The organism is Bacteroides caccae, from assembly GCF_002222615.2.
GTDB lineage: Bacteria > Bacteroidota > Bacteroidia > Bacteroidales > Bacteroidaceae > Bacteroides > Bacteroides caccae.
Map to the genome: position 1 here is coordinate 1,453,926 of NZ_CP022412.2, position 20,523 is coordinate 1,474,448.

Consider the following 20,523-nt stretch of genomic DNA (forward strand, 5'->3'; position numbering starts at 1 on the left):
TATTACATAATTACTGCCAGAAAACGTACCGTTTTGCCGTCGAGCGCTTTCATGCCATGTGGAAGTTTGGAGTTAAAATAAATGCTGTCGCCTTGGTTGAGGATGATTTCCTTGCCTTCGATGTTGATAAGCATACGTCCTTCGAGTACGAGGTTGAACTCCTGACCGTTATGCTTGTTGTAATGGATCGGCTCGTCATCTCCTTTCGGTTCAACGGTGACGATGAACGGGTCGGCGGTACGGTTCATGAATCCGGCTGCCAGAGACTGGTATTTGTAGGCTTTCGTACGTTCGATACTGGTCCCCTTGCCGGCGCGGGTTACAAAGTAGCTGCTCATTTTGGGTTCTTCGCCGAACATCAGGGCATCGAGGGCGACATTGTAGGTACGGGCTATTTTCTGCAACATACTGACAGAAATATCGTATTCTCCAGTTTCTGCGAGTCGGTACTCTTCAGCAGAAATGTCACTGTCGCGGGCGATATCCTCAGAAGTCAGTTCGAGTACGTCGCGTAGTCCGCGGAGGCGTTCTGCTATTTGTTTAATTTGGTCATTCATACAAGTGGTTGGTATTTTATGATTAATAATTTTGTGGCGTTATTTGGAGGCTTTCATCGCTTTGATAATGGCGGAAGTAAAGCCGTTGTGTTCCAGTTCGTTGATCCCTTTGATTGTGATTCCGCCCGGTGTAGTCACTTTGTCGATTTCTACGCTGGGGTGGGTGTCGTTGTTTTGAATCAATGCAGCAGCTCCTTTCAGGGATTGCGCTATCATTTGCATGGCGTCTTTGGGGCGGAGTCCCATTTCGATGCCGGCTTGCATAGCTGCCTGGATATATTTCAATACGTAGGCAATGCCGCAGGAAGCCAATGCGGTGGCTGCTGTTATTTTATCTTCGGGAATCAGCATGACTGTTCCCATTTCGCTGAATAGGCGGAGGATAAATTGGTCCTGTTCGTCATTCGTATTACGTGCGGCGACCAGTGTCATGCTTTCCAGTTCGCTGATGGCCGTGTTCGGAATCAGACGGAACATTGCCATTTCCGGTGCGATGACGTAATGAGCCAGTTCTTCAAAGCTGATACCGGCGGCTACCGAGATAAGTATCTGTTTGCTTTTTAGTTTCAACTCGCGCATGACCGGTTGCATCAGCCACGGTTTGACGGCTAGAATGACAATGTCTGCTCCTGTGGCGGCTTCTGCGTTATTGTTTGTGGTAGAGATACTCGGAAATTCCTTTTTCAGTCTCTCTAGTTTTCCGGCACTGGGATTGGATACGATGATGTCCGAATCTGCTATCAGGCTTCCTTTTGCCAGGCCACGGGCGATTGAACCGCCCATATTTCCTGCACCGATAATGGCTATTTTCATATACGCTTGTTTTTAATGAGTTGTCACAGGCAAAGGTAACGGTTAATTACGAAAAAACAAAAAGCAGCCTGAATAAGAAATCGTTTTCTTGTAAAGGCTGCTTTTATTGTTGGCTGTTTATTAATCAGAATGAGCAATTAGAGTACTTTCTTGAACCGGGCAAGGAATTCGTCGGCTTCCTCCATGCTGAGACAGAGAGGGGGTAACAGGCGGAGTACATTCGTACCGCTTGCTCCGGTAAACACATGTTCGTCATAGATGAGGCGGCTGCGCAATTCTTTGATCGGTTCATCGAATTCGAGTCCTATCATGAGTCCGCGTCCGCGTACTTCCTTGATTTGCGGGAATTTCTTCAGTTCTTCCAGCAAGTAGTTACCTACCTTGGCTGCATTCTCTACCAGATTTTCCTGTTCAATCACGTCCATAACGGCAAGGGCTGCCGAACATGCCAGGTGGTTTCCTCCGAAAGTCGTTCCTAATTGTCCGTATACCGGTTTAAACATCGGGCTAATCAATACGCCTGCCATTGGGAAGCCGTTACCGATTCCTTTGGCTACGGTGATGATGTCTGGCTTGATATCAGCATACTGGTGGGCGAAGAATTTACCGCTACGTCCGTATCCGCTCTGAATTTCGTCCAGAATCAGGATAGTGCCGGTTTCTGTGCAAGCTTTGCGGAGTTCCTGCATAAATTCGGTAGTCGGTATCTTGATCCCTCCTACACCTTGTATTCCTTCAATGATAACGGCACATATATCTCCCCGAGACAGTTCCTGCTTCATGGCTTCGACGTCGTTCAGAGGAAGATAAACAACATGACCGTTGTTGTTGATAGGTGCAATGATAGACGGATTGTTGGTTGCTTCTACTGCCAGTGAAGTACGTCCGTGGAAGGCTTTGCTGAAAGATACCACTTTGGTACGTCCGTTGTGGAAAGAAGCCAGTTTCAGAGCGTTCTCATTCGCCTCGGCTCCGCTGTTTATCAGGAACAGGCTGTAATCCTCGTAACCGGAAATCTTTCCCAGTCGTTCGGCCACCTGTTGCTGGAGTTTGTTGATTACTGAGTTCGAATAGAAACCGAGGTTAGCTACCTGATTGCTAATCATCTCCACATAGTGAGGATGTGCGTGTCCGATAGAGATTACGGCATGACCTCCGTAAAGGTCTAAGTATTCGGTTCCGTTTTCATCCCAGACTTTACAGCCTTTCCCTTTGACTATGTTGATGTTGTATAATGGGTATACATCGAATAATTTCATAATTCTTTTGTTTTTAAAAAGCTGAAGGCTTCAAACGTAGTCCTACGGTTTCTTCCAGGTTAAACATCAGGTTCATGTTATGAACCGCTTGTCCACTGGCACCTTTCAGCAAGTTGTCGATACAGGAGATTATCAATAGCTTGTCGCCATGTTTCTCAAGATGTATCAGGCATTTGTTGGTGTTGACTACCTGTTTGAGGTCTATATTCTTATCTACAATATGTACAAATGAGTCTTTGGCGTAATATTCTTCGTACATACGGACGATTTCTTCGAGGGCTACTTTGGTCTTTACCACAAGGGTAGCGAAAATGCCGCGAGGGAAATCGCCACGATACGGGATAAAGTCAATGTCGGAGTCAAAGCTGTTCTGTAATTGTTGCAGTGACTGCTTGATTTCCGGAACGTGTTGATGCTCGAATGCCTTGTACACACTGATGTTATTGTTTCTCCAACTGAAATGACTGGTAGCTCCCGGTTTCACGCCGGCACCCGTACTTCCGGTAATGGCGTTTACCGAAATATCGTCTGTCAACATCAGGTTTTTGGCTAGCGGGAGCAGGCCGAGTTGGATACAGGTGGCGAAACAACCGGGATTGGCCACGTGCTTTGCCGTACAGGTAGCTCGTCGGTTCAGTTCCGGCAGACCGTAGATAAAGTCATGGTCGTCACTCTTGATACGGTAGTCCATGGAAAGGTCAATGATTTTCAGGTCTTCCGGTATGTTATGGCTTTCCATGAATTTCTTCGTGTCACCGTGAGCTGTGCAGAAGAAAAGAACATCAATTTCGTCCAGAGGTAACTGGTCGGTGAATCTTAGATCTGTTTCTCCATACAAGCCTTCGTGTACGTCAGTAATTCTGTTTCCGGCATTACTGCTGCTGTTGATAAATACGATTTCAGTTTCCGGATGGTTGAGTAACAGGCGGATTAGTTCGCCTGCTGTATATCCTGCGCCACCAATGATTCCTGCTTTAATCATATCTCTTCGTCTTTATGGTTGTTATAGTAAACACGTAACGGAGTGGAAGTTACCTTGATAAAGCCTTTTGCATCCTCGGCAGTCCAACCTTTTTGCATTTCACCATATTCTCCGAATTTCGTTTTCACGAGGTCGTCTTCCGATTCTACACCTACGGTAGAGAAAGAAAGCGGGCGGAGTTCGAGAATCGCTGTACCGTTTACGTTGCGCTGGCTTTCCTGCAACATCGCTTCGATATCACGCATAACCGGTTCCAGATATTGGCTTTCGTGGAGGAACATACCGTACCAGTTGGCTACCTGGTCTTTCCAGTACTGCTGCCATTTGCTCAATGTGTATTTCTCAAGGAAACGGTGAGCACCGATAATCAGCATCGGGGCGGCGGCTTCGAAACCTACGCGGCCTTTGATACCGATAATTGTGTCGCCCACATGCATGTCACGGCCGATACCGTAAGCGGCGCCGATCTCTTCTACCTTCTGGATCGCTTTGATCGGGTCATCGAATTTCTCATCGTTGACAGCTTTCAGTTCTCCTTTTTCGAAAGTCAGGCGGAGTTGTTCGCTGCCTTCCTTTTCTACGTGTTTCAGGTAAGCTGTTTCGGGCAGCCCTTGTGCGGAGTCGAGGATTTCACCACCACAAATAGAGGTACCCCACAGACCTACGTTATATGAATATTTCAGTTTGGTGAAGTCCGCACTGAAACCATGTTTGTTCAAGTAGTCAATTTCTTCCTGACGACTCAATGCCATATCACGGGTCAGTGTGATGATTTCTACGTTCGGCGCCAGTACGAGGAAAGTCATGTCGAAACGAATCTGGTCATTACCTGCTCCGGTAGAACCGTGGGCAATGGCATCCGCACCGATTTCGTTGGCATAACGTGCGATAGCCAATGCCTGGAAGATACGTTCGGAGCTGACCGAAATAGGATAAGTACCGTTACGCAGCACATTTCCGAAAACCATGTATTTCAGACTCTTTTCGTAGTATTCCTGAGTAACGTCCAGCGTTACGTATTTTACCGCTCCCAGTTTATAGGCATTTTCTTCGTTTGTTTTCAGTTGTTCTTCGCTGAAACCACCCGTATTGGCACAAGCTGCATATACTTCATAACCTTTTTCTTTGGCGAGGTACATGACGGTGAACGATGTGTCCAGTCCGCCGCTGAATGCCACCACTACTTTTTTCTTCTTTTCTTCCATAGTGCTGTATCTTTTAAATGTTATTTCTTTCTTGTTCTTTTTTAATGTTCCGTGGATCTGTCGGGTCGTACAGCATAGCTGTGCAGATGCAGAACTTACGGTTTTTAGCTTTCAGGATGTCATGGTTGATACATCCTTCGCATCCTTTCCAGAAAGATTCGTCGTCTGTCAGTTCGTTGAAGGTGACAGGGACGTATCCCAGTTCGGTGTTCATTTTCATAACAGCTGCTCCGGAGGTCAAGCTGAAAATCTTAGCTTTCGGCCAACGGAGGCGTGCCAGTTGGAAGGAAGCCTGTTTGATGCGTTTTGCCAGCCCCAAACCACGGAAATCGGGATGTACGATCAGACCGGAGGTAGCCACGTATTGCTTGTTTCCCCATGATTCGATATAGGTGAATCCGGCGAATGTGTCACCACAGAGAGCAATGATTGCTTTACCTTCTTTCATCTTTGTCGCTACGTATTCGTGTGTGCGTTCTGCGATTCCCGTTCCTCGCACGGCGGCAGCATTTCTGATAGTTTCCAAAATAGTGTCAACGTATACCTCATGTGAGGCGTCGGCTACCATAACATCTATTTGTTGAGTGTCCATTTCTTTATATATATAAATATGTATAGTTATTCAATGTTCGGAATGATGAGTGACAAAAGCTGGCGAATCTTGCTTGTCGCAACTCCTTCACGCAACACCAACATGATAGTATCATCGCCGGCAATGGTTCCCAGTATTTCGCTGAATTCATTGTTGTCGATATCGTAAGCCATACTGCTGGCGTAACCCGGGCGGGTGCGGATAACGGCGATGTTGCCTGAAAATTGCAAGGAAATGAATCCGTTACTTCGCAACATTTCGCCGGCACTCTGATCGGTGGAGCGTTTATACATAATGTTGTTCGGCAGCACGTATACGTACTTCCCGTTCATACTGGCAGCTTTGGCTACTTTCAGTTGTTTCAAGTCGCGGGAGAGGGTGGCCTGTGTCAGTTCGAAGCCTTCGCGGTTCAACTCTTGCAGCAGTTCTTCCTGCGAACCGACCTCCTTGCTTGAGATAATCATTTTGATGGCGTCTAACCGATTTGCTTTCTTCTTCATTGTATAATTATTCTAAGAATGGCGCAAAAGTATGCATTATTCTGGAGAAAATATGCATAAAACAATACTTTTTTTGCATAAAAGTGAAAAATATGCTAAACAGTGGAAGTTTGGTTTATGTATTTGTGTCAAAATGTATATCCTTTCAATCAAAATGTGTAAGGAGCATGAAGAAGGAATCGTCTATCTTTGCCATGTAGGTAAATGAATACTTTAAATATATAGACAGAATACCATGAAACAAAACTTTTTTGCAGTCGACTTGGGCGCAACGAGCGGCCGTACTATCTTGGGTACTTTTATTGAAGGTGGATTGAATCTGGAAGAAATCAATCGTTTTCCTAATCACTTGATTGAAGTGGGCGGGCATTTCTATTGGGATATTTATGCATTATATCGTCATGTCATTGAAGGATTAAAATTGGTGGCTCACCGTGGCGAGTCTATTGCTTCTATCGGTATTGATACGTGGGGAGTGGATTTTGTTTGTGTCGGAAAAGACGGAAACTTACTTCGTCAGCCTTATGCATATCGTGACCCTCATACGGTAGGAGCTCCGGACGCTCTCTTTTCCCGCATCTCCCGTAGCAAGGTATATGAAAAGACGGGTATTCAGATAATGAATTTTAATTCACTTTTTCAGTTAGATACTTTACGCCGTAATAATGATAGCGCATTGGAGGCAGCGGATAAGATATTGTTTATGCCGGATGCATTAAGTTATATGCTGACCGGGAAAATGGTGATGGAATATACGATTGCTTCGACTGCTCAATTGGTGAATGCACAAACTCGAAGTCTCGAACCGGAGTTACTGAAAGTGGTTGGATTGACAGAGAAGAACTTCGGTCGTTTTGTATTCCCGGGTGAAAAGGTAGGAGTATTGACAGAAGAAGTGCAGAAAATAACCGGATTGGGAGCTGTGCCTGTGATTGCTGTGATCGGACATGATACGGGGGCTGCTGTTGCCGCTGTTCCAGCGTTAGACCGTAATTTTGCTTATTTGAGTAGCGGTACTTGGTCGTTGATGGGAGTTGAAACGGACGCTCCGGTGATTAATACCGAAACAGAAACCTTGAATTTTACGAATGAAGGTGGTGTGGAAGGAACAATTCGTCTGCTGAAGAATATTTGCGGAATGTGGCTATTGGAACGTTGCCGTTTGAATTGGGGAGATACAAGTTATCCTGAGTTAATCAGCGAGGCAGATGCTTGCGAACCGTTCCGCAGCCTGATTAATCCGGATGATGATTGCTTTGTAAACCCTGCGAATATGGAAAAATCGATTGCTGCCTATTGCCATGCCACTGGACAGCCTGTTCCCGAACAACGTGGACAAGTAGTGCGTTGTATCTTTGAGAGTCTGGCCTTGCGTTATCGTCAGGTGTTGGAGAACTTGCGTTCTCTTTCTCCTCGTCCGATTGAAACATTGCATGTGATTGGCGGTGGCAGCCGTAACGATTTACTGAACCAGTTTACTGCCAATGCTATCGGTATTCCGGTAGTTGCGGGACCGTCCGAAGCCACTGCTATCGGTAATGTGATGATTCAGGCAATGGCGGCGGGGGAAGCAACGGATATGGCAGGTATGCGTCGGCTAATTCAGCGGTCTGTTCCTTTAAAAACTTATCATCCACAAGATACGGATGCTTGGGATACGGCTTATATCCACTTTAAAAACTGCATTCGATAATTAATAAATAACCGGTGGAATATCATTTTAAACAATAGAATATCATGAAAAAAGAAGAACTGATTCAGAAAGCGTATGAGATTGCTGTGGAACGTTATGCAGCGGTAGGGGTAGACACCGAACAAGTATTGAAAACCATGCAGGATTTTCATCTGTCACTTCATTGTTGGCAGGCTGACGACGTAGCAGGATTTGAAGTACAGGCCGGTTCGTTGACTGGTGGTATCCAGGCTACCGGTAACTATCCGGGTAAAGCCCGCAATATTGACGAACTGCGTGCCGATATCTTGAAAGCCGCTTCTTATATCCCGGGTACTCATCGGCTGAACCTGCATGAGATTTACGGAGATTTTCAGAGGAAGGTGGTAGACCGCGATCAGGTGGAACCCGAACATTTCAAAAGCTGGATAGAGTGGGGGAAAGAACATAATATGAAACTGGACTTTAATTCTACTTCTTTCTCACATCCGAAATCCGGTGATTTGTCGCTTTCTAACCCGGATGAGGGTATCCGCCAGTTCTGGATTGAACATACGAAACGTTGTCGTGCAGTGGCCGAAGAAATGGGTAAAGCGCAAGGTGATCCTTGCATCATGAATCTTTGGGTACACGACGGAAGCAAGGATATTACAGTCAATCGTATGAAATACCGTGCACTGTTGAAAGATTCTCTGGACCAGATTTTCGCTACTGGATATAAGAATATGAAAGACTGTATCGAATCTAAGGTGTTTGGTATCGGTTTGGAAAGTTATACGGTAGGTTCTAATGACTTCTACATCGGCTATGGTGCTTCACACAATAAGATGATTACATTGGATACAGGTCACTTTCATCCGACAGAAAGTGTGGCTGACAAAGTATCTTCATTGTTACTTTATGTTCCTGAACTGATGCTGCACGTAAGCCGTCCGGTACGTTGGGATTCCGACCACGTCACTATCATGGATGATCCTACTATGGAACTGTTCAGTGAAATCGTTCGTTGTGGTGCACTAGATCGTGTACACTATGGCCTTGATTATTTCGATGCATCTATCAATCGTATCGGTGCTTATGTAATCGGTAGCCGTGCTGCACAGAAATGTATGACTCGTGCTTTGCTTGAACCGATTGCCAAATTGCGTGAATACGAAGCTAACGGACAAGGATTTCAGCGTTTGGCTTTGCTTGAAGAAGAAAAAGCGCTTCCTTGGAATGCGGTATGGGATATGTTCTGCTTGAAAAATAATGTTCCGGTAGGCGAAGATTTCATTGCGGAGATCGAAAAGTACGAAGCTGAAGTAACTTCTAAACGATAAGTTATGGATATTCTGATCGGCTTGCTGATTATAGCCATTGGTAGCTTTTGCCAGTCTAGTTCTTATGTACCTATTAAAAAGGTAAAAGAGTGGAGTTGGGAAAGCTTTTGGTTGATACAAGGTGTATTTGCCTGGTTAGTGTTTCCGTTCCTGGGATCATTGCTGGGGGTGTCCGAAGGAGGCAGTTTGTTTGAACTGTGGGGAGCTGGAGGTGCCGGAATGAGCATCTTGTATGGCATATTGTGGGGAGTAGGAGGATTGACTTTCGGGCTTTCCATGCGTTATCTGGGTGTTGCATTGGGACAGAGCATCTCGTTGGGGACTTGTGCCGGTTTCGGAACGCTCCTTCCGGCTCTTTTTGCGGGAACAAATTTGTTCGAAGGTAACGGACTGGTTCTTCTGCTAGGTGTTTGTATTACGTTAGCCGGTATTGCGATTATTGGCTATGCTGGTAGTTTGCGTGCGCAGAATATGAGTGAAGAAGAAAAGCGCGCTGCTGTGAAAGACTTTGCTTTGACGAAGGGATTGTTGGTAGCGTTGCTGGCAGGTGTGATGAGTGCCTGTTTCGCTTTGGGACTGGATGCCGGGACACCTATCAAGGAGGCTGCATTAGCGGGAGGAGTTGAAGGACTTTATGCAGGTCTTCCTGTTATCTTTCTGGTTACATTCGGAGGGTTCCTGACAAATGCAATTTATTGTTTGCAACAGAATGTGACTAATAAATCCATGAATGACTATGCTAAAGGGAAAGTGTGGAGTAACAATTTAGTATTCTGTGCGTTGGCCGGTGTGCTGTGGTATATGCAGTTCTTCGGACTGGAAATGGGAAAGAGCTTTCTTGCCGAAAGCCCCGTATTACTGGCTTTTTCCTGGTGTATCCTAATGGCATTGAATGTGACCTTCAGTAATGTCTGGGGGATTATCCTGAAAGAATGGAAGGGAGTATCTGTGAAAACAATCACTGTGCTGGTTTGTGGACTGCTGGTGTTGATTTTCTCGCTGGTATTCCCGAATTTGTTTTAAATAATAGATATATATGAAATCAATTTTAGAAAATCGCTCGGCACTTGCCAAGGAAGTAGACAAGGTAGCAGAAGTTGCCGGATACTTGTGGCAGAAAGGATGGGCTGAACGTAATGGCGGTAATATCACCATTAATATCACAGAATTTGTAGACGATGAAATTCGTCGGATGCAGCCGATTAGTGAAGTCAGGTCAATCGGTGTCACACTGCCTTATCTCAAAGGCTGTTATTTTTACTGTAAAGGAACCAACAAACGTATGCGTGATTTAGCTCGCTGGCCGATGGAGAATGGTTCGGTAATCCGGATTTTGGATGATTGTGCCAGTTATGTTATTATAGCTGATGAGGCGGTTGTCCCGACATCAGAGCTGCCTTCTCATTTGAGCGTGCATAATGACTTGTTGAGTAAGAATTCTCCTTATAAGGCTTCCGTACATACTCACCCTATCGAATTGATTGCAATGACGCATTGTGAAAAATTCCTTCAAAAGGATGTGGCTACCAATTTGTTGTGGAGTATGATTCCGGAGACAAAGGCATTCTGCCCGAGAGGTTTGGGAATCATTCCTTATAAGTTGCCTAGTTCGGTAGAACTGGCAGAAGCTACGATTAAGGAATTGCAGGACTATGATGTGGTGATGTGGGAAAAGCATGGAGTATTTGCTGTTGACTGCGATGCGATGCAGGCTTTCGACCAAATTGACGTATTAAATAAATCCGCATTAATTTATATTGCAGCCAAGAATATGGGCTTCGAACCGGATGGCATGAGCCGGGAACAGATGAAGGAAATGACTGTTGCCTTCAATCTTCCTAAATAATATTTGTATTAATCATTGAATTTATCTACTTTAGCGACCGCAATATTTCCTACAATAGGAGATGTTGCGGTTAACCCTTTAAACAAAATAACACAACCATGAATCGCATTATTTTAAATGAGACTTCTTATTTCGGCGCAGGTTGCCGGAGTGTAATTGCTGTGGAAGCAGCTAGACGTGGCTTTAAGAAAGCCTTTTTTGTTACAGATAAAGACCTTGTCAAGTTCGGTGTAGCTGCCGAAATCATCAAAGTATTCGACGACAATAAGATTCCTTATGAACTTTACAGTGATGTAAAAGCCAATCCTACTATTGCCAATGTACAGAATGGTGTGGCTGCATATAAAGCTTCCGGTGCTGATTTTATCGTGGCATTGGGTGGTGGTTCTTCTATTGATACGGCAAAAGGTATTGGTATTGTAGTGAACAATCCGGATTTCGCAGATGTGAAATCTTTGGAAGGGGTGGCCGATACCAAACATAAGGCTGTGCCGACCTTCGCATTGCCTACTACCGCAGGAACTGCTGCCGAAGTGACTATCAATTACGTGATTATCGACGAAGATGCCCGTAAGAAAATGGTTTGCGTAGACCCGAATGACATTCCGGCAGTGGCTATTGTGGACCCGGAATTGATGTATTCTATGCCGAAAGGGCTGACTGCTGCTACGGGTATGGATGCTTTGACGCATGCTATCGAAAGTTACATCACTCCGGGAGCTTGGGCGATGAGCGATATGTTTGAACTGAAAGCCATTGAAATGATTGCGCAGAATCTGAAAGCGGCTGTGGATAATGGCAAAGATGTAGTTGCCCGCGAAGCGATGTCTCAAGCACAATATATTGCTGGTATGGGATTCTCAAATGTAGGTTTGGGAATCGTTCACTCAATGGCTCACCCGTTGGGTGCTTTCTATGATACTCCTCATGGGGTGGCAAATGCTTTATTGTTGCCTTATGTAATGGAATATAATGCCGAATCTCCGGCTGCTCCGAAATATATCAATATAGCGAAAGCTATGGGAGTCGAAACTGCCGGTATGAGTGAGGCGGAAGGTGTAAAAGCGGCTATTGAAGCGGTAAAATCTCTTTCTCTCAGTATCGGTATCCCGCAAAAATTGCATGAGATCAATGTGAAAGAAGAAGATATCCCTGCATTGGCGGTAGCTGCCTTTAATGATGTTTGTACGGGTGGTAACCCTCGTCCTACATCAGTTGAAGACATTGAAGTATTATATCGCAAAGCATTTTAATGTTTAAATAATATTTGTTTGTGAGAAACATCCGGATGTATCCAAAAAGACACTCCGGGTGTTTTTTGTTTCTTAGCATACGATTTCTGAAGATAATTCTTATTTTTGTCTAACCCAAATTGTATGAGAACACATTGATATGGCTGAGGACAATGGCTTAGGAGTGGAATTTAAATACTTGATTGTAAATGACATGGACCGGAAATTCGGTTTGTGGGTTAATACGCTCGGTTATCAGTCTATTCCTCCCGACTCTCCTTATCCGTTGAAAGAACATTCTGTCTCCAAAAAACAAGATTTTTGAAATGAGTGATGTCGATCAGAAGATTGAACAGGCCAAGATTATAATGAATGAAAATGTAGCCGGCAATGTGGATCCGGAGGAGTTGGCGATGAGGTTGAATATTAGCTATTCATGGTTCCACCGTGTTTTCAAAGAATATACAGGATATGCTCCCGCCAAATACTTTCAAGAACTGAAACTTCGTAAAGCCAAACAACTACTGGTCGGTACTTCCCAATCCGTCAAGGAGATTCTTTTTTTTCTTGGTTTCCAGTCTACCGAATACTTCTTTTCTTTTTTCAAGAAGCGTACAGGGCTTACTTCGTTGGAGTATCGTTCGTTTGGGAGAGAAGAGTGAATTTATAGTATATCAACGAAATATATAGTTGTGAATAAGTGAATCTTGCCTTGTTTATAAACAGTCCTCGTTTAGGAGCAATTATTTTATTTTTAGATAATTAACCTGTTAATAACTTTGTTGGTATTCTTGTTGGTAACTGAAAGGAACTTGTGAATTGAACTACTATTGAAAGAGTCTACATAAAAAAGAAGAATCGCATTTCTACGATTCTTCTTTTTCTAGTTGCGGAGATCCGACTCGAACGAATGACCTTTGGGTTATGAGCCCAACGAGCTACCAACTGCTCCACTCCGCGATGTTTAACGGGTGCAAAGGTACGGCTTTTTTTGAGACAAACAAATAAATTGCTGAATATTTTTCGAATAAATCATCATTTATTTCTTATTTTGCTGAAAATGAGCAGGATAATGATGATAGTTTTTTTAGTACCTATTAATATACAAATGTTAATATTCTGTCTGTTTTCTTGTATGGTCTAAAGAAAAGAGTTACTTTTGCTCAAAATATTCAGCAATGTGCAATTTGTAACCTATGACCGTATCCAAAACAAAAGCCAAGTTAGTAGATGTTGCCCGTCAGCTTTTCGCAAAGATGGGGGTAGAGAACACTACGATGAATGATATCGCTCTTGCTTCTAAAAAAGGTAGACGAACGCTTTATACCTATTTTAAAAGTAAGGATGAAATCTATCTGGCTGTTGTAGAATCGGAATTAGATATCCTGTCGGATATGATGAAGCGGGTAGCTGAGAAGAATATCTCGCCGGACGAAAAACTGTTGGAGATGATATATACCCGGTTGGATGCAGTAAAAGAAGTAGTCTATCGAAACGGAACCTTACGTGCTTATTTCTTCCGTGATATCTGGCGGGTGGAGAAAGTCCGTAAGAAATTTGATGCGAAGGAGGTACAACTCTTTAAGGCCGTTCTTTTGGAAGGACAGGCAAAGGGAGTTTTTCACATTGACGATGTGGAGATGACGGCTGACTTGATTCATTATTGTGTGAAAGGGATTGAAGTTCCTTACATCCGTGGTCATATAGGTGCACATCTGGATGAAGATACGAGAAATAAGTACGTAGCCAACATTGTGTTTGGCGCACTGCATAGAACAGAAATTTAATTAAATAACTTTTAGTATGGGATTATTAGACGGAAAAACAGCCATTGTAACCGGTGCTGCCCGCGGTATTGGTAAGGCTATCGCTCTGAAGTTTGCTGCCGAAGGTGCAAACATCGCATTTACTGACCTTGTCATTGACGAAAATGCAGAAAATACAACAAAAGAACTTGAAGCAATGGGTGTAAAAGCCAAAGGTTATGCTTCTAACGCAGCTAACTTTGAAGATACTGCAAAGGTCGTAGAAGAAATCCACAAAGACTTCGGACGTATCGATATATTGGTAAACAATGCCGGTATCACTCGCGACGGTTTGATGATGCGTATGAGCGAACAGCAGTGGGATATGGTAATCAACGTGAACCTGAAATCTGCATTTAACTTCATCCACGCTTGTACACCTGTCATGATGCGTCAGAAAGCCGGTAGCATTATCAACATGGCATCTGTCGTAGGTGTTCACGGTAATGCAGGACAGGCTAACTATGCTGCTTCCAAGGCAGGTATGATTGCATTGGCCAAGTCTATCGCACAAGAACTCGGTTCTCGTGGCATCCGTGCCAATGCTATCGCTCCGGGATTCATCCTGACAGACATGACTGCCGCTCTTTCTGACGAAGTAAGAGCAGAATGGGCAAAGAAAATTCCTTTGCGTCGTGGTGGTACTCCTGAAGATGTGGCAAACATCGCTACCTTCCTGGCTTCCGATATGTCTTCTTACGTATCAGGACAGGTGATTCAGGTAGATGGTGGTATGAACATGTAATCGAACAGAATGACTGTTGTATACGAAGACAACCATATCATTGTAGTCAACAAGACCGCTTCCGAGATTGTCCAGGCAGACAAGACGGGTGATACGCCTCTTTCGGAGACTGTGAAGCAGTACCTGAAAGAGAAATATCAGAAACCCGGCAATGTTTTCCTCGGTGTGACACACCGGCTGGACCGCCCCGTAAGCGGTCTTGTTATTTTTGCCAAAACGAGTAAGGCGCTTACGCGGCTCAATGAGATGTTCCGCGCCGGTGAGGTGAAAAAGACTTATTGGGCAGTTGTGAAGAATGCTCCGAAAGAATCAGAAGGCGAATTGGTGCATTTTCTTGTGCGCAATGAAAAGCAGAACAAGAGCTATGCATACGACAAGGAAGTGCCGAATAGTAAGAAAGCGGTTTTGGACTACCGTTTGATCGGTCGTTCGGAGAACTATTATTTACTCGAAGTTGACTTAAAAACCGGACGGCATCATCAGATTCGTTGCCAACTGGCAAAAATGGGATGTCCTATCAAAGGAGATTTGAAATACGGTTCTCCGCGTTCCAATCCGGATGGAAGTATTTGTCTGCACGCCAGGAGGGTACGGTTCGTACACCCTGTCTCGAAGGAGCTGATAGAACTGAAAGCTCCCCTTCCCGAGGGAAATTTATGGAAAGGATTTGAACTGTTTTAATCAGTACAAATCCTTTTTTTTTGCGTTGGAAATGTATCCTCTCGGTGGAGGCTGTATAGTCGGGGCGGAGCGTTCGGTGTCTGATACCAACATCGGATTTATCTCTCTACAAATGAATTAAAAAAAATACTGTCATCTGTCACATGGTAAGATATAAATAGTTGATAATATGTGAGTTCTGCTGTGATAGCAAGGCGTGACAATAGTGTGACGGTAACTGTTGCTTTCACTGTTCATAGAGAAAAGAGTAGTTTCGCTGTATGAAACTGGAAGTTTCAAGCCTTGGGAACAAAAGTTTCAAGCGTCTGAAACTAAAGTTTCTCCATGATGAAACTAAAGTTTCCCACCGGTGAAACTATGGTTTCTGTACGGCGAAACCAAAGGTTCCAATGCATGAAACTATTGGTTTTGCCGTATGAAACAGTTATTTCATGGGTAAGAGCGGGAGTGGAAACGATTGGATGCTGTTCAATAAGTCAACCTTTCCTTCATTGATAAGTCTCAGAATTAACTCTCCCAACAGTGTGTTTTGTCGGGTAGACCTAGTACAGGTAAAGCTTTTCGAGTTATTTTTGTTCTTCTCCCTCGAACACCAGTTCTACTTTTACAGGGAAATGGTCCGAGGGCGTGCGGGCTTGATAAGCTTTGATGTCGATTTCTTCCGGACAGTCCGTTGCGTCCTTCTTGCCTCCGTTTCCTCTGATACTGCGATACGTGTCTGTCAGCACACCATATCTTTTTACTTTGAAAACAGGAGAGACGAATACATGGTCGATGCGGCTTTCCGTGAAACTGTCCGGATCGAAATCATTGAATGTTCCGTTGGTTGCATAGCGGAAGTCACACTTTTCATAAGAGTCGCAAAGCACACCTTTGCTGACAAAAGCGTCATAAGACTGATGAGTCTGGTCAACGTTGAAGTCGCCGGTCAGGATAGCCGGAAGCTCTTTACCCTTACCGAGTTCCTTCATCTTGTCTTGCACGAGATAAGCACTTTCCACGCGGGCCTTCTTGCCGATATGGTCCATGTGCAGGTTGAAGAATAGAAATTCAAAGCCCGTATCTTTGCATTTGAAGTGTCCCCAACTGCAAATGCGGGGCAGGACTGCATCCCAGCCTTTACTCGGCACGTCCGGAGTCTCCGACAACCAGAAATCGCCTTTCTCTATCACATCAAATTTGTCGGTGCGGTAGAAGATAGCGGAGTGTTCCCCCTTCTCTTTGCCATCATCGCGGCCTACACCTATATAGTCATAACCGGGTAATGCTTCTTTCATGTCCTTCAGCTGGTGAATGAAACACTCCTGTGTTCCGAAAATATCGAAATCGTGGTATTGCACCATTTTGGCAATGACCGGATAACGTTGTCCCCAACCGTTTCCTTTGGCAGAATCGGAGCCGTTGGCGTTTCTGAGGTTATAGGAGGCAACGGTGATAGAGGTCGGTTGATAACTGTGGCAACCACAAAATACGACCGCAACGAGGGCAATGAGTAAAAGGCTTCTTAGCTTCATGTTTATTCAGTTAGTTTGGGTGGATAATTTATTGACTTCCAAAAGTACAATATTTTATCCAAACAAGTAAGTATGTAGGTACAAAAAAAAAGTCACCCCCGGAATAGACGAAGTAGGGGTGACTTTTTTGTAGTGTGCTTACTATTATTCAGCAGACTTTGTTCTGAGAGTTTTTGGTAAGGTTATTCCTTGACAGGCTCAGCCGGTTTGTCTTTGGATGCAGTGTCTTTGACTACTGTATCATTGACAAAAGCGGTTGGTGCACTCAGTTCTGTTTTCACAGGTTCGTCTTTTTTAGTTACAGTGTCTTTGACTACTGTATCATTAACGATAAGTGCGGCATTAACTTCTGACTGGGCTGTCGCAGCTTTTTCAGAGTTCTGAGCCTTTACAAGGAATGAACCACCACAAACAAACATAAACATTGCTACTACTAATACTAATTTTTTCATAATCGTTTGCTTTAATGATTATTAGACATATGTTTTCAATTCTCTTTTGTGTTAAGGAATCGGTTGTTGCTTTTGCATTAACGTCTAATTAAAGTTCAAAGCGTGTGCCAGAAATGCAAAGTGTGTGATAAGTGGTTGAAAAATAAATGGTTGCGAATAATAAGACAAGCTGAACTAGTGGGGAATTGTGTGTGGGGTGTGTGGAAACTGTGGCGGGGAGTGTGGAATTATTCCACACTCCCCGCCACAGTTCTTTTTCTTTTCAACGACTATTTCTTTTCATCCGGCCAGGGACAAGGTTGTCCGGTAGCCTTGAAAGTTGGTCGCTGTGCATCTACTTTTCGCAGATAGTTTCCCAATTCTTTAGAAAGCCTTTTCACGATGTCAGGATGCTGTGCACTTAAGTCGTTGCTTTCACCTATATCATTAGGGATATTGAATAACTCTTTCTTACCGGTTCCGTAATAATAAATCAACTTCCAGTCGCCATTGCGAACTGCACAGTTAAAATTGATTCCGGGACCGTCATTCCCCCAGTTATTGGGCATATTCCAGAAAAGACTGCGTCCTTTAGAAGGATTTCCCGTTTGCTTCAATAGGGGAATAAAACTGATCCCGTCTATCGGCTGGACTGTTTTATACTTCTTGATTCCTGCCATTTCGAGAATGCTAGGGTAGAAGTCTTCTATCAATAAGTAATTGTCACATTTGCTACCCGGCTTCACCACTCCCGGCCAACTGACAATCATCGGTTCACGAATACCTCCTTCGTAGGTAGAACCTTTGCCGCTATTCAAAGGATGATTCTGTGTATGTAACTTTCCGTCACGCCAGTAGGATTCGGCTGCAAGTCCTCCGTTATCACTCATAAAAATAATAATTGTATTGTCTGCTTCATCATTTTTCTCCAGCCAGTTCATGAGGTCGCCGAGGCTTTTATCCATTCCTTCGATAAGGGTAGCATAAGCAGCTTCATGGTCGGTCATACCTTTCTTCTTGTATTTATCGTAGAAGCGCATATCTTTATTCAGAGGAACATGGATAGCATATTGAGCCATATACAGATAAAAAGGCTGATTGTATTTTTTGGCTTTGTTTAGTGCCTTGATAGCTTCCTGCGTTAATGCTTCGGTAACAAATGTTTCCGTACCCCAGTATTTTTCAAGTCCGGGGACAGCCATTAGTGAAACTGGTTTTCCGTCTTTGGTATGTCCGTAATTCTCTTCCCCGAGGTAACTGGCAAGTCCTCCGGCAGCGTGTCCGGCGATGTTTACCTCAAATCCCCAATGGTGCGGGTCTTCTCCCGGAGTGTCGATGGAACCGAAATGGGCTTTTCCGCAATGGATAGTATGATAGCCGTTGTCTTTTAGGATTTGTACAAAAGAAGTTCCTACAAAGGTGTTGTTAGTACCGGGTACCTGACTTACTCCGTTATAATTCCAATCAGGGACGGCAAGCTGTTTGTTTTTACGGTCTGTCATGGTGTTTTTTTGTAGCGTCCAGTTGGTTACCCTGTGGCGTGCCGCATTCGTTCCGGTGATGAGGCTGCATCGGGTGGGAGAACTGATGCTACTGGCATACGCTTGAGTGAACATCATTCCCTGACGGGCCAGTCGTTCCATGTTCGGCGTTTCGTATAGTTCGTTGTAATGCGTTTTTTGTGTCCAGAAAGGAAGGGAAGTATCCTGCCAACCCATATCATCTACCATAAAGAGGATGATATTCGGGCGTTTGTCTGTACGCCCTGTCTGAATGTTGCTTTGTGCTTGCAGGCTGGTGGCTGCGAGTGGTACAAGTGCGAGTGGGAATAGTTTCTTTTTATTCATGGGGTAGTTATTAGGTGTTATTTGCAGATTTCTTCTTGTACTTTTTATTTGATATAGTATGTGCTAAAATTGATAATGTCAGGCAATGCAACAGACTCGGGAATGGTTAGTCTTAATGCGCTTGCTTCTATCGGATCAAACTTCTCAATACGTTTATGCCCTACGGATTCTCCGGAACAGACAGGCTGCCATTTCCCATTAACTTTTGCTTCTATCTTATATTGACGGATACGTTCTCCGTTTTTTATATTTTCCTGAATAATGCAGTAATTTACAGTTTGCTTCTTCCCGAGATTCAAAGTCAGGCTCTTTTTTTTCCCTAAAGTTTTCGCTATGGGGGAAGAAAAACGACGGTTTATTTCATCTCCCATTTCTTTCAGTCGTTGCGTATCTCCTATGGGAATCAATCCGGTCGGATCAGGCGTTAATCCGAGGATGAGAGTTGCATTTCTTCCTACTGATTTCTCGTATTTGTCCATTAGTGCATCCAATGGGTAGATGTTATTTTCATCATCCGGTTCCCAAAACCATTCGTGACGCCCGTTTGCTCCACGTAATGGAGTATCTGCCATAGCCGGTACCCAATATTTGCCGTCTTTATCGCCGTGTTTTAATAGTATGTTGTGGTTACGTGCGGGTTCGGTAGCATTACTGTGGCTGTATGGGTAGGGGAAGGTAGACCAACAAGGGTACTCTACTGTACCTGTTTCCGAACCACCCCAACGAAAGTCTGCGCGGTCAACGTTGTGATAAAAAAGACAGTCGGGCTGATATTTATTCACAATAGGTTCTACGTTAGGACCGTCACGGCGTGGATTATCAGCTCCGCCGTCAAACCATATCATATAGAGATCACCATAACGTGTACATAGCTCTGTTACCATGTTCTCGCACAAGCGTTTATACCACGCCTGGCGGTTACGGGCAAATTCTCCTTCGCCTTCAGCTTTGAAGTTATGGATACCCAACAGAGAATTCCAACGGATACCTATATAAATGCCCGGTTGAAGGCCGTATTTATGGCAGGAATTTACAAAATCGCGAACTATATCTCCTTTGCCGTCTTTCCACTTGACAGCTTTCAGGCAATACGGATTGACATCACTTTGCCAAAGTCCGAATCCGGTTTCGTGGGTGGCTGTGAGTACGGCAAATTTGCATCCGGCAGCTTTGGCTGCTTGTACCCATTGATCAGTATTGAGTTCGGTTGGATTAAAAATGTTATAATCTTCAATGGGGGTGATGCGGTTATTGCCTTGTCCGTAGCGGATACCATCGAATACATGCAAGTCGTAATGAAAGACTGCTCCCATTTCGGCTTCATGCCATTTCAGTTGATGAGGCTTGGGGACAGGAATACTCTGCTGTTGCGCAAAACTACAAATTGAATAGAGGATAGAAAGGCATATAAAATTAAACTTCTTCATAATATTGATTTGTATGGTGTTAATGTTTATGCAATGGCGCGATAATATTCGTAAGGCTTTTATATTGCAAAAGTACACAAATGTGTGCTTTTG

At 44.1% G+C, this 20,523-nt stretch carries 19 protein-coding genes, 1 tRNA gene and 1 pseudogene; 9 read left to right on the forward strand and 12 right to left on the reverse strand.

Annotated elements, in window-relative coordinates; translation table 11 throughout:
• Nucleotides 1-2: 2 nt before the first annotated feature.
• From CGC64_RS05675 to CGC64_RS05705, 7 genes are all read right to left on the reverse strand, one after another.
• Nucleotides 3-557, reverse strand: a complete 555-nt coding sequence (locus CGC64_RS05675) for a helix-turn-helix domain-containing protein (RefSeq protein WP_005679048.1) — start codon at nucleotides 555-557, stop codon at nucleotides 3-5.
• Between the two features lie 39 nt (nucleotides 558-596).
• Nucleotides 597-1,370, reverse strand: coding sequence for a pyrroline-5-carboxylate reductase (gene proC, locus CGC64_RS05680; RefSeq protein ID WP_005679049.1), 774 nt, complete (start codon nucleotides 1,368-1,370; stop codon nucleotides 597-599).
• A gap of 137 nt (nucleotides 1,371-1,507) precedes the next feature.
• Nucleotides 1,508-2,629 (reverse strand): aspartate aminotransferase family protein, encoded by a 1,122-nt coding sequence (locus CGC64_RS05685; protein ID WP_005679050.1) that lies wholly within the window; start codon nucleotides 2,627-2,629, stop codon nucleotides 1,508-1,510.
• A gap of 13 nt (nucleotides 2,630-2,642) precedes the next feature.
• Complete coding sequence (argC, locus tag CGC64_RS05690; RefSeq protein WP_005679051.1) at nucleotides 2,643-3,611, reverse strand: N-acetyl-gamma-glutamyl-phosphate reductase; 969 nt, start codon at nucleotides 3,609-3,611, stop codon at nucleotides 2,643-2,645.
• Complete coding sequence (locus CGC64_RS05695) at nucleotides 3,608-4,816, reverse strand: argininosuccinate synthase (RefSeq protein ID WP_004310468.1); 1,209 nt, start codon at nucleotides 4,814-4,816, stop codon at nucleotides 3,608-3,610. The genes argC and CGC64_RS05695 overlap by 4 nt, the downstream gene beginning before the upstream one ends.
• 13 nt (nucleotides 4,817-4,829) lie before the next feature.
• Nucleotides 4,830-5,408 carry a GNAT family N-acetyltransferase gene (locus CGC64_RS05700; protein WP_005679056.1) on the reverse strand — a complete coding sequence of 193 codons (579 nt, stop codon included), beginning with the start codon at nucleotides 5,406-5,408 and terminating at the stop codon, nucleotides 4,830-4,832.
• A 26-nt stretch (nucleotides 5,409-5,434) separates the two neighbouring features.
• Complete coding sequence (locus tag CGC64_RS05705; protein WP_005679057.1) at nucleotides 5,435-5,908, reverse strand: arginine repressor; 474 nt, start codon at nucleotides 5,906-5,908, stop codon at nucleotides 5,435-5,437.
• A gap of 235 nt (nucleotides 5,909-6,143) precedes the next feature.
• Here CGC64_RS05705 and rhaB point away from each other — a divergent pair, with 235 nt between their 5' ends.
• From rhaB to CGC64_RS05735, 6 genes and pseudogenes are all read left to right on the forward strand, one after another.
• Nucleotides 6,144-7,601, forward strand: coding sequence for a rhamnulokinase (rhaB, locus tag CGC64_RS05710; RefSeq protein ID WP_005679058.1), 1,458 nt, complete (start codon nucleotides 6,144-6,146; stop codon nucleotides 7,599-7,601).
• A gap of 44 nt (nucleotides 7,602-7,645) precedes the next feature.
• A complete protein-coding gene (locus tag CGC64_RS05715; RefSeq protein WP_005679059.1) occupies nucleotides 7,646-8,902 on the forward strand; it encodes an L-rhamnose isomerase in 1,257 nt (418 codons plus the stop codon).
• 3 nt (nucleotides 8,903-8,905) lie between these two features.
• A complete protein-coding gene (gene rhaT, locus CGC64_RS05720; RefSeq protein ID WP_005679060.1) occupies nucleotides 8,906-9,925 on the forward strand; it encodes an L-rhamnose/proton symporter RhaT in 1,020 nt (339 codons plus the stop codon).
• Between the two features lie 13 nt (nucleotides 9,926-9,938).
• A complete protein-coding gene (rhaD, locus tag CGC64_RS05725; RefSeq protein ID WP_005679061.1) occupies nucleotides 9,939-10,748 on the forward strand; it encodes a rhamnulose-1-phosphate aldolase in 810 nt (269 codons plus the stop codon).
• Nucleotides 10,749-10,846: 98 nt separating this feature from the next.
• Nucleotides 10,847-12,001 carry a lactaldehyde reductase gene (gene fucO, locus CGC64_RS05730; RefSeq protein ID WP_005679063.1) on the forward strand — a complete coding sequence of 385 codons (1,155 nt, stop codon included), beginning with the start codon at nucleotides 10,847-10,849 and terminating at the stop codon, nucleotides 11,999-12,001.
• A gap of 139 nt (nucleotides 12,002-12,140) precedes the next feature.
• A pseudogene (locus CGC64_RS05735) lies at nucleotides 12,141-12,642 on the forward strand (helix-turn-helix domain-containing protein).
• A gap of 225 nt (nucleotides 12,643-12,867) precedes the next feature.
• Here CGC64_RS05735 and CGC64_RS05740 read toward each other — a convergent pair.
• A tRNA-Met gene (locus CGC64_RS05740) sits at nucleotides 12,868-12,940 on the reverse strand.
• Nucleotides 12,941-13,176: 236 nt separating this feature from the next.
• On the opposite strand from CGC64_RS05740, the gene CGC64_RS05745 reads away from it, so the two are divergent.
• From CGC64_RS05745 to CGC64_RS05755, 3 genes are read left to right on the forward strand one after another with little or no spacing between them, the layout of a single operon-like run.
• Nucleotides 13,177-13,767, forward strand: coding sequence for a TetR/AcrR family transcriptional regulator (locus CGC64_RS05745; protein WP_005679068.1), 591 nt, complete (start codon nucleotides 13,177-13,179; stop codon nucleotides 13,765-13,767).
• A gap of 16 nt (nucleotides 13,768-13,783) precedes the next feature.
• Entirely contained in the window at nucleotides 13,784-14,530 is a 747-nt protein-coding gene (gene fabG, locus CGC64_RS05750) for a 3-oxoacyl-[acyl-carrier-protein] reductase (protein ID WP_005679069.1), read from the forward strand.
• 9 nt (nucleotides 14,531-14,539) lie between these two features.
• Complete coding sequence (locus CGC64_RS05755) at nucleotides 14,540-15,211, forward strand: RluA family pseudouridine synthase (RefSeq protein ID WP_005679070.1); 672 nt, start codon at nucleotides 14,540-14,542, stop codon at nucleotides 15,209-15,211.
• A gap of 566 nt (nucleotides 15,212-15,777) precedes the next feature.
• Here the strand turns inward: CGC64_RS05755 and CGC64_RS05760 are convergent.
• From CGC64_RS05760 to CGC64_RS05775, 4 genes are all read right to left on the reverse strand, one after another.
• Nucleotides 15,778-16,725 (reverse strand): endonuclease/exonuclease/phosphatase family protein, encoded by a 948-nt coding sequence (locus CGC64_RS05760; RefSeq protein WP_005679071.1) that lies wholly within the window; start codon nucleotides 16,723-16,725, stop codon nucleotides 15,778-15,780.
• A 182-nt stretch (nucleotides 16,726-16,907) separates the two neighbouring features.
• On the reverse strand, nucleotides 16,908-17,177 hold the full coding sequence (locus CGC64_RS18930; RefSeq protein ID WP_005679072.1) for a hypothetical protein: 270 nt from the start codon (nucleotides 17,175-17,177) through the stop codon (nucleotides 16,908-16,910).
• A gap of 269 nt (nucleotides 17,178-17,446) precedes the next feature.
• A complete protein-coding gene (locus CGC64_RS05770) occupies nucleotides 17,447-19,003 on the reverse strand; it encodes a sulfatase (RefSeq protein ID WP_005679073.1) in 1,557 nt (518 codons plus the stop codon).
• A gap of 44 nt (nucleotides 19,004-19,047) precedes the next feature.
• On the reverse strand, nucleotides 19,048-20,430 hold the full coding sequence (locus CGC64_RS05775) for an alpha-L-fucosidase (protein WP_005679074.1): 1,383 nt from the start codon (nucleotides 20,428-20,430) through the stop codon (nucleotides 19,048-19,050).
• Nucleotides 20,431-20,523: the final 93 nt, after the last annotated feature.